Below are 14,386 nucleotides of genomic sequence, written 5' to 3' on the forward strand. Positions count from 1 at the left end.
CCTACGTCGCGGCGCCGCCCGGGGCGCCCCCACCCGTGAGCATCGGGTAGAGCGCCCGGTGCCCGGCCAGCAGCCCCGCGTAGGCCGCGACCCACTCCGGGTCGGGCTCGACGCGCGAGACGGGGTGCACGCACGCGTCGATCGCCGCCTCCACGTCGTCGAACGTCCCCGCCGCAACGCCGCCGAGCAGCGCCGCGCCGAACGCCGCGCCCGTGGCCACCGCGGTGCGCTCCAGGGGCAGATCCAGGACCGAGGCGAGGATCCGCAGCCACAGCTCGGACTCGGCGCCGCCGCCCGACACGCGGCCGACGGGCGGCCGGGGGCCGACCTCGGCGATCAGGTCGAGCGAGTCGCGCAGCCCGAACGCCACGCCCTCGAGCACGCTGCGCACGAGCGCGCCGCGGTCGTGGCGCAGGCCCAGGCCGACGAACGCCGCGCGCACGTCGGCGTCGGGGTAGGGCGTGCGCTCGCCCGCGAGGTACGGGGCGAACCGCAGCCCCTCGGCGCCGGGCGCCCAGGCCTCCGCCTCGGCCACCAGCGCGTCGAAGCCGACGTCGGTCCCGCAGGCGTCGCGCAGCCAGCGCAGGGAGCCGGCGGCGGAGAGCATCACGCCCATCACGTGCCAGCCGCCGGGCACCGCGTGGCAGAACGCGTGCAGCCGCCCCTCGGGGTCGGGCGAGAAGGCGCGGCGCCCGGCGAAGACGACGCCCGAGGTGCCCAGCACGACCGAGGCGGGACCGCCGTCGCCGACGACCCCCATCCCGACCGCGCCCGCAGCCTGATCCCCCGCCCCCGCCGCGACGGGCACGCCCGCCGCGGTGCGACCGGAGACCGCGGCGCTCTCCAGCAGCTCCGGCAGCCACGCCGGGTCGACCCGAAGCGCCTCGGCCAGCGCCGGGCTCCACGCCCGCTCCCCCACGTCGAGCAGCAGCGTGCCCGAGGCGTCGGAGACGTCCGTCGCCAGGACCCCGCAGAGCTGCAGCCGCACGTAGTCCTTCGGGAGCAGCACGTGCGCGATCCGCGCGTGAACGTCGGGCTCGTGCTCGGCCAGCCAGCGCAGCTTGGGGGCGGTGAAGCCCGCCAGCGGCCGGTTGCCCGACAGCGCCACGAGCCGCTCCAGACCCAGCTCCTCCACCAGCGCATCGCACTGCGGCTGGCTGCGCCCGTCGTTCCAGAGGATCGCCGGCCGTAGCGGCCGCTGGTCCGCGTCGAGCACGACGAGGCCGTGCATCTGCCCCGTCAGGCCGATCCCGTCGACCTCGTCGGCCCCGAGCTCCTCGAGCACCTCGGAGGCCGCGCGCCACCAGTCCTCGGGGTCCTGCTCGGCCCAGCCCGGGTGCGGGGTCGAGAGGGGGTACGCGCGCTCGGCCTCGGCCAGCACGCGTCCCTCCTCGTCGACCACGACGCCCTTGGCGGACGACGTGCCGACGTCGAGGCCGAGCAGGCGCACCCCGCTCACCCGCGGCCCGATCCGGCGAGGTTGCGGCGGGCGACGGAGTCGACGGTGACGGCGGCGAGGAGCACGAGACCCGTGATGATGAACTTCGTCCCCGACGCCAGGCCGAGCAGCCCCAGCCCGTTGTCGATCGACGCGATGACGATCGCCCCGAGGACGGCCGCGCGGATGGACCCGCGCCCGCCGAACAGCGAGGTGCCGCCGATGACGGCCGCGGCGATGGAGTAGAGGAGGATCGTCCCGCCGCCCGCGCCGGTGTCGACCGACGTGAGGCGCGAGGCGAGCACGACGCCGCCGAGCGTGGCCATCATCGACGCGATCGCGAAGCACGCGATCCGCACGCGGTCGACGGGGATGCCCGCCCGCCGCGCGGCCTCGATGTTGCCGCCGATCGCCATCACGTGGCGCCCGAAGCGGCTGCGCGTCAGGACCCACGAGCCGACGACGAACAGCACCGCCAGCATCAGCACGACGTACGGCACGCCGCGGTCCTCGTTCATGACCCACACGGCCGCGATCAGCGCGACGGCCAGGACGCCGATGCGCAACGCGAGCAGCGACACGGGGTCGACCGGCAGGCCCTTGCTCGTCCGCGTCCGCCGGCGGGCGAGCTGGTTCAGCGCGTAGCCGCCGATCCCCACCGCGACGAGGACCCACGAGGCCGCCGCCGAGATGAAGCCGTTGGCCAGGTCGATGATCGTCTGGCTCTGGATGACGACGGTGCCCTGGTCGCCGATGAGGACGAGGACCGCGCCGTTCCACGCCAGCAGGCCGGCGAGGGTGACCACGAAGGAGGGGATGCCGACCTTCGTGAACAGGAGCCCGTTGAGCGTGCCGATGAGCAGGCCGACGACGAGCACCACGGCGATCGCCGGGAGCCCCGCGAACTCCCAGTTGCCGCCCGGGAGCGTGAGGAGCGCGGCGATGGCCCCGCCGACGCCCGAGACGAAGCCGACGGAGAGGTCGATCTCGCCCAGCAGCAGGACGAAGACCACCCCCATGGCGATCGTCATGATCCCCGCCGCCTGGATGACCAGGTTGAGGAAGTTGCCCGCCGTCAGGAAGTTGTCGTTCTGCGACTGGAAGACGACGACGATGATCACCATCCCGATCAGGATCGGGAGGGCCCCGAGCTCGCCCCCCTTCACGTCGGCCCACCAGCGGACGGCGGCGTCGCGGAGCGAGCGCGGCTCGCCGGGCGCCGGCGCGGCGGTGGTCGGGTGCAGCGTCGGGTCGACGGTGGACGAGCTCATGCGCTGACCTCCTGGAGCTGACCGGGCACGGTGTCGAGCGCCCCGGCGGTGATGGCCTCGACGACGGCGGCCTGCGTCGTGTCGGCGACGGTGAACCGGGCGACGTCCTGGCCGAGGCGCAGGACGGACACGGAGTCCGCGACCTCGAAGACGTCGTGGAGGTTGTGCGAGATGAGGATCACGCCGAGGCCCTTCTCCGCCAGGCGCCGCACGAGGTCGAGCACCTGCCGGGTCTGGGCGACGCCGAGCGCGGCGGTCGGCTCGTCGAGGATCACGACCTTCGAGTTCCACATCACCGCCTTCGCGACGGCGACGGACTGCCGCTGGCCGCCGGAGAGGCCGGCGACCGTCTGCCGCACGGAGCGGATCGTGGTGACGGAGAGCCCCGCGAGGGTCTCGCGAGCGCGCTGCTCCATGTCGGTCTCGTCCAGGCCCCGGAGCGGGCCGCTCGTCTCCTCGCGGCCCAGGAACATGTTCTGCACCACGTCGAGGTTGTCGGCGAGCGCGAGGTCCTGGTAGACGACCTCGATGCCGAGCTGCGCGGCGTCCTTCGGGCCGCCGATCGAGACGGGCTTCCCCGCGAACCGGATCTCGCCCTCGTCGATCGAGTGGATGCCGGCGATCGACTTGATCAGCGTGGACTTGCCCGCGCCGTTGTCCCCGACGAGCGCGAGCACCTCCCCCGCGTGGACGGCGAGGTCCACGCGGTAGAGGGCCTGCACGGCGCCGAAGGACTTCGACACGCCGCGCAGCTCGAGCAGCGGCTCGCCGCCGAAGGGCGATCCGCCGGGGGCCGGGGCCGGGGCCCCGCCGGCCGCCGGGGCCGGAGCCCCGGTGGCGTCCGGGGCCACGGGCGCCGCCGACCCGGGCGGACGCTCCGGAGCGTCCGCCATCGTCAGATCCCCTCCTTGTCGCAGACGGCCGCGAGCTTGCCGGCGCACAGCTCGTCGCGCTTGACGAACTCGTCGGCCAGTACCGTCTCCTTCAGGTTCTCCTTCGTCACCGCGACGGGATCCAGCAGGACGGACGGCACCTTGCGGGCGCCGTCGTCGGACTCGCCGTTGACGAGGCCGGCGGGCGGCTGCTCGCCCTTCGAGAGCGCGATCGCGAGCTTCGACGCCGCGTCGGCCTCCTTCTTGATGGCCTTGTAGACCGTCATGCACTGGTCGCCCGTGAGGATGTTCTGCAGCCCCTGGATCGTGGCGTCCTGCCCCGTGACCGGCACCGGCGGCAGCTTGCGCGAGCGCATGGCGGAGACGACGGAGTTGGCCAGGCCGTCGTTCGCGGCCAGCACGCCGTCGATCTTGCCGTCCGTCTTCTGCAGCATCTGCTCGAAGATGGTCAGCGCCTGCTGGTTGTCCCACTCCGGGACGGACTGGTCGGCGACCTTCTCCGCCTTGCCCTCCGCGTAGAGCGGGTCGAGCACGCTGTTGTAGCCCTGTGCGAAGAGCGTCGCGTTGTTGTCGTCGGGCGAGCCGTTGAGCTGCGCGATCCGCGGCTTGGTCTTCGAGCCCAGGCAGGAGACGAGCCCCTGGCCCTGCAGCTTGCCGACCTCGACGTTGTTGAAGGAGACGTAGTAGTCGGCCTTGCCCTTCAGCGTGAGCCGGTCGTAGTCGATGACCTTCACGCCCTTGGCCGCGGCCTGCGTCTCGATCGCCGCGCCGGAGCCCGAGTCGAGGTTCGTCAGCAGCAGGATCTTCGCCCCGTTGGTGATCGCCTGCTCGGCCTGCTGCTGCTGGGTCGACTTGTCGCCCTGCGCGTTCTGGATCTCGACCGGCACGCCGGCGGCCTTGAACGCCGCCTCGAGCAGCGGCCGGTCCGCGGTCTCCCAGCGCACCGAGCTCTGCGTGTCGGGCAGCAGCACGGCGACCTTCTGGGCCTTGGCCTCGCCGCCCCCGCCCCCGCCCCCGCCGGAGCCCTCGTCGTCGCTGGAGCCGCAGGCCGTCAGCCCGAGCGCCGCCACCATCGTCGCCGCACCGGCCAGTACCCGGCGGGTCGTCATCTGGGTCCTCATCGCTCTCTCCTCTGCCGCGCTCGTCGCCGCCGGGACATCCGGTGGTCGCGTACCGCGTCCTCGTAGCGGGGCGGCAATCTCTCACCACCGGAGGAATAAAGTCAAGAGCGCGGACAAAAGAATTGGCAGACGCCCCGACTTACGAACAGATTTGCCCGGAAGACCGGCGGGGCTGGTAGGACTCCCCGTCATGACGACCCCCTCCTCCTCCGCGCCGAAGCCGCGGTTCACCTTCGGCCTCTGGACCGTCGGCAACCCCGGGCGCGACCCGTTCGGTGACCCCACGCGCTCCCCCGTCGACCCGGTCGACTCCGTCGGACTGCTGGCCGAGCTCGGCGCCTGGGGCGTGTCCCTGCACGACGACGACCTCGTGCCGTGGGGCTCGTCCGCCGCCGAGCGCGACCGGATCGTCGCCCGCTTCGGCGCGGCGCTGAAGGAGCACGGCCTGGGCGTCGGCATGGCCACGACGAACCTCTTCACCCACCCCGCGTTCAAGGACGGGGCGTTCACGTCGAACGACCGCGGCGTGCGGCGCGCGGCGATCGGCAAGGCCATGCGCTCCATCGACCTGGGTGCCGAGCTGGGCGCCGAGGTCTACGTGTTCTGGGGCGGCCGCGAGGGTACGGAGGTCGGCGTGGCGAAGGACCCCCGCGACGCGCTGGACCGGTACCGCGAGGCCATCGACGTGCTGGGCGACTACGTCGACGAGCAGGGCTACGACCTGCGCTTCGCCATCGAGCCGAAGCCGAACGAGCCCCGCGGCGACCTGTGGCTGCCGACCGTCGGCCACGCGCTGCACTTCATCTCGACCCTCGCCCGCCCCGACCGCGTCGGCGTCAACCCCGAGGTCGCCCACGAGACGATGGCCGGGCTGTCCTTCCAGCACGGCGTCGGGCAGGCGCTGTGGGCCGGCAAGCTCTTCCACATCGACCTCAACGCCCAGCGGATCGGCCGCTACGACCAGGACTACCGGTTCGGCGCGGAGGACCTGAAGGAGGCCTTCCACCTCGTCCGCCTGCTCGACCGGGCCGGCTACGACGGGCCGCTGCACTTCGACGCCCACGCCTACCGCAACGCCGACGCGGCCGACGTGCGCGCGTTCGCCGAAGGCTGCATGTCGACCTACGCCGCGCTGCTCGAGAAGGCCCGCCACTTCGACGCGCTGCCCGAGGTGCAGGAGGCGATGGAGGCCGCGTCCGTTGCCGAGCTCGGCCTGTCGACCACCACGGGCGTCGGCGAGGCCGCGGAGCTGCGCGCCGCGGCCGACGACCTCGAGGCGCTGGCCGTGCGCGGCTACGGCAACGAGCGCCTGGACCAGCTGGCGGTCGACGTGCTCATGGGCGTGCGGTGACCACGACCACCCCTGCGGGCGCCGCGCTGCGGTGCGGCGCCCTCACCGCCCTGGTGCGCGGCGGGCCGGTCCTCGAGATCGCCTCCCTCACCGACCGCGGGGAGGAGCTGCTCGTCCCCGGCGCCGAGCTCCCCGCCGCCGCCGCGGTCCACGGGGCCCACGGCGGGATCACGTTCCTGCACCCGTGGGCCAACCGGCTGGGCAGCGACACGTATGCGCTCGCCGGGCGGCAGGGCGTCGTGGCCCCGGGCGAGCCCGGGATCACCCGCGACGACGGCGGCCTGGCCATCCACGGGGTGACCGCGGCCGGGACGGGATGGACCGTGACGCGGGAGGGGGACGCCCTGGCCCGGGCGCACCTCGCCCACGAGGGGGCGGACGGCACCCCGTTCCCGTTCCCCCATGAGGTCGACGTGCAGATCGCGCTCGCCGCGGACGGGCTCACCGCCACGGCGCGGATCACCGCGACGACGGCCCAGCCCGTCCCCGTCGTCGTGGGCTGGCACCCGTACCTGCGGCTCCCCGGCACCCCGCGGGCCGACTGGCGGCTGGGCGCCCCGCCGCGCGACCGCCTGACGGCCACGCCTGACGGGCTGCCCGACGGCGGCGAACGGGCCGAACCCGCGGAGGACGCGCCGCTCGGGGACCGCACGTTCGACGACGGCTACCGCACGGGCGAGGGGGCGGCGTGGACGCTCGCCCACGACCGCCGCACGCTGCGGGTCCGCATGGCCGGCGGCTACCCCGTCAGCCAGCTCTTCGCCCCGGACGAGGTCGACGTCGTATCGATCGAGCCGATGGCGGCCGCCACGGACGCGCTGCGCGACGGGCGTGGGCTGGCGTGGGCGCGGTGTGGCGAGCCGGCCGTGGTCACCTTCGCGCTCGACGTCGAGCCGCGGGGTGCCCCCGGCTATCGTCTCCCCGGATGAGCTCGTCGCCCGGAACGCTCGGCTCCCTCAAGGACCGCAACCGGCTGCGCATCGTCGACGTGCTCCGCCGCTCGGGCACGGCCAGCCGGGTCGAGCTCGTGCGGGCCACCGGGCTCTCCCGCACGACGGTCTCCAAGCTCGTCGGCGAGCTGCAGGCGTCCGGGCTGATCGTCGAGCGTCAAGCGGCGAGTGGCGACGGCGGCCAGGTCGGCCGGCCCGCCATCGCGCTGGCCCTGAACCCCCGCAGCGGCGGGGTCGTCGGGATCGACTTCGGCCACGACCTCGTGCGCGTGGCCGTGGCCGACCTCTCGGGCGGCGTGCTGGCCGAGGGTCGCAGCGCCTTCGACGTCGACGGCGACCCCGCGGGGGCGATCGACGTGGCCGTCGAGCTCGTGCACGCGGCGCTCGGCGACGCCGAGAGCGACCTGGACCGCACCGTCGGCGTCGGCGTCGCGGTCTCCGCGCCGATCGTCCGCACCCCGGAGGCGCCCGCCGGCGCGCACATCCTGCCGGGCTGGCCCGAGCTCCCACCGCTGGAGGAGCTCGAGGCGCGTCTCGGCCGCCCCGTCATCGTCGACAACGACGCCAACCTCGGGGCGCTGGCCGAGGTCCGCGACGGCGCCGCCCGCGGCGCCCGCAACGTCCTCTACGTGATGCTCTCCGGCGGCATCGGCGCCGGCCTGATCCTCGACGGGCGCCTGGTCCGCGGGCACCGCGGGATCACGGGCGAGCTCGGCCACGTCGTGCTCGACCCGAACGGCCCGATCTGCCGCTGCGGCAATCGGGGGTGCATCGAGACGGTCGCCTCCGGCCCCGCGCTGCTGGCCGCCATGCGCCCGCTGCGCGGCCCGGCGTTCACCGTCGAGGACGCCACGCGCGCCGCCCGCGACGGCGACGACGGCGCCCGCCGGCTCTTCGCCGACGCCGGGCGCACCGTCGGCCAGGCCGTCGGCGCGATCTGCAACCTCGTCAACCCCGAGCTCGTGGTGGTCGGCGGCGACATGGCGCTCGCCGGCGACGTGCTCGTCGACGCGGTCCGCGACGGGATCGCGCTGGCGGCGATCCCGGCGATCCGCGACGACGCCCGCGTGATCCCGGCGCAGCTCGGCGACCGCGCCGAGGTGCTCGGCGCGATCGGCCTGGTGCTGGCGGAGACCGAGACGGAGGCGCTGGCCGTGATGGCGCCGGCGTCCTGACCCGGACGACCCCGGACGACGGAGGTGCCGACCGGCCAGGGCCTGCGAAGGCCGGCCGCGACCGGCCGGGCGCCTAGCGCAGGCGCCGCTCGAAGCAGCGCACGAGCTCGACGCCGACGTACGGGCCGAACGGCTCGATCTCCGCGTAGCCCGCGCGGGCGTAGAAGCGGATGGCGTCGGGCTGGCGGTCCCCCGTGGCCAACCGCAGCGTGCGCCAGCCGTTCTGGGCGGCCTGGTCCTCGAGCGCCTTCAGGACGATCTCGGCGACGCCCGTGCCCCGCGACTCCGGCACCACGTACATGCGCTTGAGCTCGGCGCCCGCGGGCTCGAGCGGGCCCATGTCGAGGCGACGCAGGCCACCGCAGCCGACGGCCGTGCCGGCCTCGTCGCGCGCGAGCACGAAGACGGCCATGTCGGCCGCCGACGGCGGGGCGCCCGGCTCGCCGTGCTCCATGTACCGGGCGAGCAGCTCGGCTTCCTGACGCTCGCGGAGGGCGACCGCCTCGGCGTCGTCCCACGGGACCACCGACACCCGGACGCGCAGAGCGCGCTCGGGCCGGCGGCGGTGCGTGGTCAGCTCGTCACCATCGGCAGACGGTTCTCGAGGGCGAACTTGCCGAGGTGCGACTCCGTGCCGGCCAGCGGGTAGTCGCCCGTGAAGCAGGCGTCGCAGTGGTTGGAGCGCTTGCCCTTGACGGACTCGTACACGCCCTCGAGCGAGAGGTACGCCAGCGAGTCGCAGCCGATGTGCTCGCGGATCTCCTCGACCGTGCGCTCGTAGGCGACCATCTCCTCGCGGGAGGACATGTCGACCCCGTAGTGACAGGGGTTGCGGATCGGCGGCGCGGTGATCCGGAAGTGGACCTCCTTCGCGCCGGCGTCCTTCAGCATCTTCACGAGCTGGCGCGTCGTGTTGCCGCGGACGATGGAATCGTCGACGACCACGAGCGACTTGCCGCCCACGACCTCGGGCAGCGGGTTGAACTTGAGCCGCAGGCCCTGCTGGCGCAGCTCGTTGCCCGGCTGGATGAACGTGCGCTGGACGTAGCGGTTCTTCACGAAGCCGTCGTCCATCGGGATGCCGCTGGCCTGGGAGAACCCGCGGGCCGCCGGGATCCCGGAGTCCGGCACGGGGACGACGAGGTCGGCGCCGGGGACCGGGGACTCGCGGGCGAGCGCCTCGCCCATCCGCACCCGGCTGCGCTGCAGCAGGTTGCCGTTCATCCGCGAGTCGGGGCGCGCGAAGTAGATGTACTCGAAGAGGCAGAACGACTCGCGCGCACCCTCGACGACCATCCGGCTCGTGACGCCCCGCTCGTCGAGGATCACGAGCTCGCCGGGCTTGACGTCGCGGACGAACTCGGCGCCGATGATGTCGAGCGCGCAGGTCTCGGAGGCCACGACCCAGGCGTCCTCGGAGAGCTTGCCCAGCACCATCGGGCGGATGCCCTGCGGGTCGCGGAACGCGTGGACGCGGTCGCGGTCCATGACGACGGTGGAGTACGCGCCGTTCATCCGCGGCATCGCGTCGGCGATCGCGTCCGCCAGGCTGTCGGCCTCGGCGGTGGCCAGCAGCGCGGCCATGATCTCGGAGTCGGTCGTGGCGCGGAAGGTGACGCCCTTCTGCGCCAGCTCCGTGTGCAGCTCGACGGCGTTGACGAGGTTGCCGTTGTGGGCCAGTGCGAGCTCGCGACGGTCGTTGCGGTGCACGGGCTGGGAGTTCTCCCAGTCGTTGCCGCCCGTCGTGGAGTAGCGCGTGTGGCCGACGGCGACGTCGCCGGAGAGCGCTCGCAGGTCGTGCTCGTTGAAGACCTGCGAGACGAGACCCAGCGCACGCTGGGTGATGATGTAGCCGCCGAGGTCGGCGGCGGCGATGCCTGCGGACTCCTGTCCGCGGTGCTGCAGCGCGTAGAGCGCGTAGTAAGCCAACTTCGAGACGTCGTGCCCGGGGGCGTAGACGCCGAAGACGCCGCACTCGTCGCGCGGGCCCTCTCGGTGATCGAGCTGTTCAGGAACCATGGGCCGGCGCCGGGAGTAGGGAGCGGGGTTTCACCGCGACACCTCCACCGAGGGTAACAGCCGGGTAACCGGACTCCGTCACGCAGCGGACGGAGGGGCCGGACGTCCCGCCCGCGCCGTCCGCGCCGCCCGGGCCGCGCCGGGCCCGACTCGCCCGCGGCGTACCCTGGAGGGTGATGTCTCGCCCGCAGCTCCTGCCCGGCCCGCTGTCCCCGCGGCGCAAGGTCCCCAAGACCATCACGCGCCCGTCCTACGCCCTGCTCGGCGAGCCGGGACCGACGCACCCGCCACGCGCCCGCACCGCCGAGGAGCTGGCGAACATGCGCGTCGCCAGCGACATCGCGTCGGAGGCCCTGGCCGCCGCGGCCGCCGCGATCGCCCCCGGCGTCACCACGGACGAGCTCGACCGGATCGCCCACGAGGTCATGGTCGACCGCGGCGCGTACCCGTCGACGCTGAACTACCGCGGCTACCCCAAGTCGACGTGCATCTCGATCAACGAGGTGATCTGCCACGGGATCCCCGATCTGCAGACGGAGCTCTTCGAGGGCGACATCCTCACGATCGACGTGACCGCCTACTACGGGGGCGTGCACGGCGACCTGAACCAGACGTTCGCCGTCGGCGAGATCGACCAGCACTCGCGGGACCTCATGGCCGCCACCCGCCGCGCGCTCGAGGTCGGCATCGAGGCGATCAGGCCCGGCGGTCAGGTGCGCGACATCGGCCGGGCGATCGAGAAGTTCGTGCGCGGCCGCTACGGGATCGTCCACCAGTTCGGCGGCCACGGCATCGGCCCGGACTTCCACGACGGCCTGCACGTGCAGCACAACTACGACCGCCGCGGCACCGAGCGGTTCTTCCCCGGCCAGACGCTGACGGTCGAGCCGATGCTGACGCTGGGCAGCGCCGAGGCCCGGATATGGGAGTCCGACGGCTGGACCGCCGTGACCGTCGACGGCTCGCGCTGCGCCCAGGAGGAGCACACGCTGCTGGTGACGGAGGACGGGGCCGAGGTCCTCACGACCCACGTGCCCGTGTAGGGCGTCCCCACGAGCCGGCGAAGGACTGCGACGGGGGCGCGTCCGGCCGTCTACCGTGGGGGATCGACCGCGTCGACGCGCGGGAGGACCGCGCGCCCCGCGCCAGGAGGATCCGCCGCATGACCCGTGAACCCCGTCGAGCCCGCCGCGCCGTCGCGTCGCTGCTCGCGATCGCCACGACGCTCGTCACCGCCCTTGTCGTGGCCGCCCCCGCCGGGGCCACGGGCGCCGGGTTCGCGCTGACCGGCCAGGACGCCGCCGCCCCGGGCCGTCAGGCGTCACCGCGGATCACGGGCGGCGACGTCGTGGGCGACACCTCCGCCGCCTACACCGTGGCGATCCAGACGCGGTTCGGGCCGGAGGAGACGGGCGCCTGCAGCGGGACCGTGCTGGATCCCACGCACGTGCTCACCGCCGCCCACTGCGTCGTCACGAAGAACGCCCGCGCCACCCCGGCCGACGTGCTCGTCGCGGTCGGCGCGAACGACATCCGCACCGCCGCCTCCCGCGCGTCGGGCCTCGTGGTCGGCGTCGCCGCGATCCGCGTCCACCCCCGGTACCGGACGGACCGCTACCCCGACGACGTCGCGATGCTGACCCTCGCCACGCCGCTGGACCTCACCACGGGCCGCGTCTCCGCGCTGCCGCTGTCGGATCCGGGCGCGTTCATCCCCGCCGGCCGCAGCCTGCAGATCACGGGCTTCGGCATCACGGGGACGGACAAGAACGACTTCGGGGTCCTCCGCCGCGTGCGGATGACGAACCTGACCTCGGGACAGTGCGGGGCGACGGCCCCCGCGACGATGCTCTGCAGCTACCGCCGCGGCCACGCGGCGTGCTCGGGCGACAGCGGCGGCACCGCCGTCTACGGCGGCCGGCTCGTCGGCGTCACCAACCTCGCGGCCCAGCGCTGCGAGGACGGCCAGAACATCTTCGCCAACCTCGCGGCCCCCGAGATCCGCACCTTCGTGGACGCCGCGCTGCGCGAGCAGGACGTGACCGCGGAGCAGACCCCGCTCTCGCCCCGCGGCCGCGAGGTCAAGATCGCGGGCGCCGCCCGGGTCGGCCGGACGTTGACCTGCCGCCGCGGCGCCTGGTCGAGCGGCGTGCGGTTCCGCTACACGTTCTTCCGCGTCCGCCGTGGCAACGAGGTCGCCACGCCGCTGCGCACGAAGCGCACCTACAAGCTGCGCTCCTCCGACCGCGGCAAGACGGTCGGCTGCGCGATCCAGGTGAGCAACGCCGGCGGCACCGGCTTCGCGATCTCCACGAACGAGCGGGTCGTGCGGCGCTAGGGAGAACTTGAGGGCGTTTGGACGCCTCGGTGCCGCCTTGGACGATCGTCGGGCGCCGAACGCCGGTCACCCGTCCGCGACCGCCGTCCGGCCCCGAGGGCGTGCGTACGGTCGTCCCATGCCTTCCTCCGTCTCCCTCCGTCCCGGCCGGCCGTCCGCCGGCTCCCGCGGCGGCCGTCTCCTCGCCCTCGTCGCGGTGCTCGTCGCCGCGCTCGCCCTGGCCGTCGTGCCCTTCCCGGGCCTCGCCCGCGCCGCGGCCGCCGACGCCCCGGCCGCCGTCCGTCAAGCCCCGCTCGAGGACGACGGCTCCGACGTCGCCGACGAGGAGTCCGAGGACGACGGCTCCGTGACCGACGGCGAGGACGACGGCTCCGGTCTCGAGGAGGACGACGACCTCGGCGACGACCTGGGCGACGACCTGGACGACGACCTGGGCGATGAGGAGGACGTCGAGGAGATCCTGCCCGTCGTCATCGACCGCGGCGGCCGCGCCACGTCGAGCCCGAAGGCGTTCGTCGCCTCGCGCACCGTCAAGGGCACCAAGCTGCGCTGGAAGTCCTGGGGCTCCCCCACCGCCACGGGTTCCGGCCGCCTCGCCTTCCGCACCGCCGGCCGCAAGGGCAAGGGCGTGAAGGGCACCGGCACCGTCCGCCTCTCCCGTCTGGTCACGTGCGACGACGACACCGCCGTGTACCGCAAGGCGACCTTCGCGGTCCCGCGCCGCGGCCGGGTCGTCGTGACCCTGCCGGGCTGCCCGGCCTCGCGGTGAGGGCCGGGCGGCGGCCTCGCCGTCGTCGCCCGGGATCCCGCTGCCGCGCCGTCCGGACCGCGGCCGGGGCCTCGTGCCCTACGCCGCGGCGGGCGTCGCGGACCCCGCGCGCCGTGCGGGCACGCCGGCGCTGAAGCGGCCCGGGACGCTCACCACGCCCCGACGCCGCCGGCCCCGGAGTACCGCATCCCGACCTGCCGCCCGGCGCAGCCCCTGCGGGGGTCGGCGGCGCGGAACGGCAGCCGCACGATCACGCGGGCCACGTTGTTGTCCTCGTCGGACTCGCGGATGCCGTCGTCCGGGTCGGCGGTGTGGACGTACGCGAAGCAGCCGCGCAGCCCGGTGACGTCGATGAACTGCTCGGGGTAGCGCGGCGGGTAGACGTCGGACCACCCCGTCGACGTGCCGAGCGTGACCCGACGCCGGCCCCCGTCCGTGCTGCACGGCGGGTACACCTCGCGCCGCGGGCCACCGAGCTCGCGGTGCGCCAGCTCGAGGTCGCGCAGGCAGTAGGAGACCTTCGGGCCGGTGCGGACCCGGCGGACCGGCGCGCCGGCGAGGTCCGTGCTCCAGAGCTCGAAGCGCGCGGCGGCGTGGAACTTCCACCACGAGCGGTTCTGGTGCGCGCGCTTGAACTCCAGCCGGGCCCCGGTGTCGACGCGCAGCACGCCGCCGTCGACCCGGCGGATCACCTGCTGCGCCCGCATCCACCGCGCCGACGTGCGGGTGCCGCGCAGCTCCGCGGGCCCGGGACCGATGCTGTCGATCGCGTTGCCGGCACGCAGCAGCACGCGGCCGGCCGGGGTCCGCTGGACCTGCAGCCCGAAGGGACGGCGCATCATGAGGTCGGGGCACCGCAGCCCGGCGGCCCCCTCCCCGACGCACGGGTTCGGCGCGTCCCGCGGCAGGGCGCGGACGGGCGCGACCCCGTCCCGCGCCGCGGCCCCCGACGGGGTGCCGCGATCACCCGCGGCGGAGGGCACGCCGCCCAGCAGCTGCCCCGTGGCGAGCACGAGGGGGACGGCGAGTGCGGCGGGCCAGGAGAGACGCACGACGCGGAC

The 14,386-nt window shown here is 74.4% G+C and carries 13 protein-coding genes; 6 read left to right on the top strand and 7 right to left on the bottom strand.

Annotated features, from left to right (window positions below; genetic code table 11):
* Position 1: 1 nt before the first annotated feature.
* From xylB to F593_RS0101675, 4 genes are read right to left on the bottom strand one after another with little or no spacing between them, the layout of a single operon-like run.
* Positions 2–1,459: a xylulokinase gene (gene xylB / locus F593_RS21580; RefSeq protein ID WP_211216138.1), complete on the bottom strand. Its 1,458-nt coding sequence runs from the start codon at positions 1,457–1,459 to the stop codon at positions 2–4.
* Positions 1,456–2,709 carry a sugar ABC transporter permease gene (locus F593_RS0101665; protein ID WP_022927023.1) on the bottom strand — a complete coding sequence of 418 codons (1,254 nt, stop codon included), beginning with the start codon at positions 2,707–2,709 and terminating at the stop codon, positions 1,456–1,458. Before F593_RS0101665 ends, xylB begins: the two co-directional genes overlap by 4 nt.
* Complete coding sequence (locus F593_RS21585; RefSeq protein ID WP_084629242.1) at positions 2,706–3,602, bottom strand: ATP-binding cassette domain-containing protein; 897 nt, start codon at positions 3,600–3,602, stop codon at positions 2,706–2,708. Before F593_RS21585 ends, F593_RS0101665 begins: the two co-directional genes overlap by 4 nt.
* Before the next feature lie 2 nt (positions 3,603–3,604).
* Complete coding sequence (locus tag F593_RS0101675; protein ID WP_157251477.1) at positions 3,605–4,723, bottom strand: sugar ABC transporter substrate-binding protein; 1,119 nt, start codon at positions 4,721–4,723, stop codon at positions 3,605–3,607.
* Between the two features lie 190 nt (positions 4,724–4,913).
* Between F593_RS0101675 and xylA the strand changes: the two genes are divergently transcribed.
* Genes xylA through F593_RS0101690 form a run of 3 tightly spaced genes read left to right on the top strand, consistent with a single transcriptional unit; the run spans position 4,914 to position 8,199 of the window.
* The gene (gene xylA / locus F593_RS0101680) at positions 4,914–6,074 is read left to right on the top strand and encodes a xylose isomerase (protein WP_022927026.1); all 1,161 of its coding nucleotides are present in this window, start codon (positions 4,914–4,916) and stop codon (positions 6,072–6,074) included.
* Positions 6,071–7,003, top strand: a complete 933-nt coding sequence (locus F593_RS21590) for an aldose 1-epimerase (RefSeq protein WP_022927027.1) — start codon at positions 6,071–6,073, stop codon at positions 7,001–7,003. Before xylA ends, F593_RS21590 begins: the two co-directional genes overlap by 4 nt.
* A complete protein-coding gene (locus tag F593_RS0101690; protein ID WP_028721338.1) occupies positions 7,000–8,199 on the top strand; it encodes an ROK family transcriptional regulator in 1,200 nt (399 codons plus the stop codon). The genes F593_RS21590 and F593_RS0101690 overlap by 4 nt, the downstream gene beginning before the upstream one ends.
* A gap of 73 nt (positions 8,200–8,272) precedes the next feature.
* On the opposite strand, the gene F593_RS0101695 is transcribed toward F593_RS0101690, so the two are convergent.
* Complete coding sequence (locus F593_RS0101695; RefSeq protein WP_022927029.1) at positions 8,273–8,731, bottom strand: GNAT family N-acetyltransferase; 459 nt, start codon at positions 8,729–8,731, stop codon at positions 8,273–8,275.
* Positions 8,732–8,772: 41 nt separating this feature from the next.
* Positions 8,773–10,218 carry an amidophosphoribosyltransferase gene (gene purF, locus F593_RS0101700; RefSeq protein ID WP_022927030.1) on the bottom strand — a complete coding sequence of 482 codons (1,446 nt, stop codon included), beginning with the start codon at positions 10,216–10,218 and terminating at the stop codon, positions 8,773–8,775.
* A gap of 176 nt (positions 10,219–10,394) precedes the next feature.
* Between purF and map the strand changes: the two genes are divergently transcribed.
* The 3 genes from map to F593_RS27590 all read left to right on the top strand — a co-directional run bounded on the left by map (position 10,395) and on the right by F593_RS27590 (position 13,325).
* A complete protein-coding gene (map, locus tag F593_RS0101705; RefSeq protein WP_022927031.1) occupies positions 10,395–11,261 on the top strand; it encodes a type I methionyl aminopeptidase in 867 nt (288 codons plus the stop codon).
* A gap of 119 nt (positions 11,262–11,380) precedes the next feature.
* On the top strand, positions 11,381–12,556 hold the full coding sequence (locus F593_RS0101710; protein WP_022927032.1) for a S1 family peptidase: 1,176 nt from the start codon (positions 11,381–11,383) through the stop codon (positions 12,554–12,556).
* Between the two features lie 118 nt (positions 12,557–12,674).
* On the top strand, positions 12,675–13,325 hold the full coding sequence (locus F593_RS27590) for a hypothetical protein (protein WP_022927033.1): 651 nt from the start codon (positions 12,675–12,677) through the stop codon (positions 13,323–13,325).
* Between the two features lie 149 nt (positions 13,326–13,474).
* Here the strand turns inward: F593_RS27590 and F593_RS0101720 are convergent, their stop codons facing one another.
* Positions 13,475–14,377 carry a lysyl oxidase family protein gene (locus F593_RS0101720; RefSeq protein WP_022927034.1) on the bottom strand — a complete coding sequence of 301 codons (903 nt, stop codon included), beginning with the start codon at positions 14,375–14,377 and terminating at the stop codon, positions 13,475–13,477.
* Between the last annotated feature and the right edge of the window lie 9 nt (positions 14,378–14,386).

This window comes from Patulibacter americanus DSM 16676, assembly GCF_000420025.1.
Taxonomy (GTDB): Bacteria; Actinomycetota; Thermoleophilia; order Solirubrobacterales; family Solirubrobacteraceae; genus Patulibacter; species Patulibacter americanus.

Bases quoted from the DNA above. Each gene is read 5' to 3' on its own strand.
- F593_RS0101665 (WP_022927023.1), bottom strand. From the start codon at position 2,709: ATGAGCTCGTCCACCGTCGACCCGACGCTGCACCCGACCACCGCCGCG.
- F593_RS21585 (WP_084629242.1), bottom strand. From the start codon at position 3,602: ATGGCGGACGCTCCGGAGCGTCCGCCCGGGTCGGCGGCGCCCGTGGCC.
- F593_RS0101675 (WP_157251477.1), bottom strand. From the start codon at position 4,723: ATGAGGACCCAGATGACGACCCGCCGGGTACTGGCCGGTGCGGCGACG.
- xylA (WP_022927026.1), top strand. From the start codon at position 4,914: ATGACGACCCCCTCCTCCTCCGCGCCGAAGCCGCGGTTCACCTTCGGC.
- F593_RS0101690 (WP_028721338.1), top strand. From the start codon at position 7,000: ATGAGCTCGTCGCCCGGAACGCTCGGCTCCCTCAAGGACCGCAACCGG.
- purF (WP_022927030.1), bottom strand. From the start codon at position 10,218: ATGGTTCCTGAACAGCTCGATCACCGAGAGGGCCCGCGCGACGAGTGC.
- map (WP_022927031.1), top strand. From the start codon at position 10,395: ATGTCTCGCCCGCAGCTCCTGCCCGGCCCGCTGTCCCCGCGGCGCAAG.
- F593_RS0101710 (WP_022927032.1), top strand. From the start codon at position 11,381: ATGACCCGTGAACCCCGTCGAGCCCGCCGCGCCGTCGCGTCGCTGCTC.
- F593_RS27590 (WP_022927033.1), top strand. From the start codon at position 12,675: ATGCCTTCCTCCGTCTCCCTCCGTCCCGGCCGGCCGTCCGCCGGCTCC.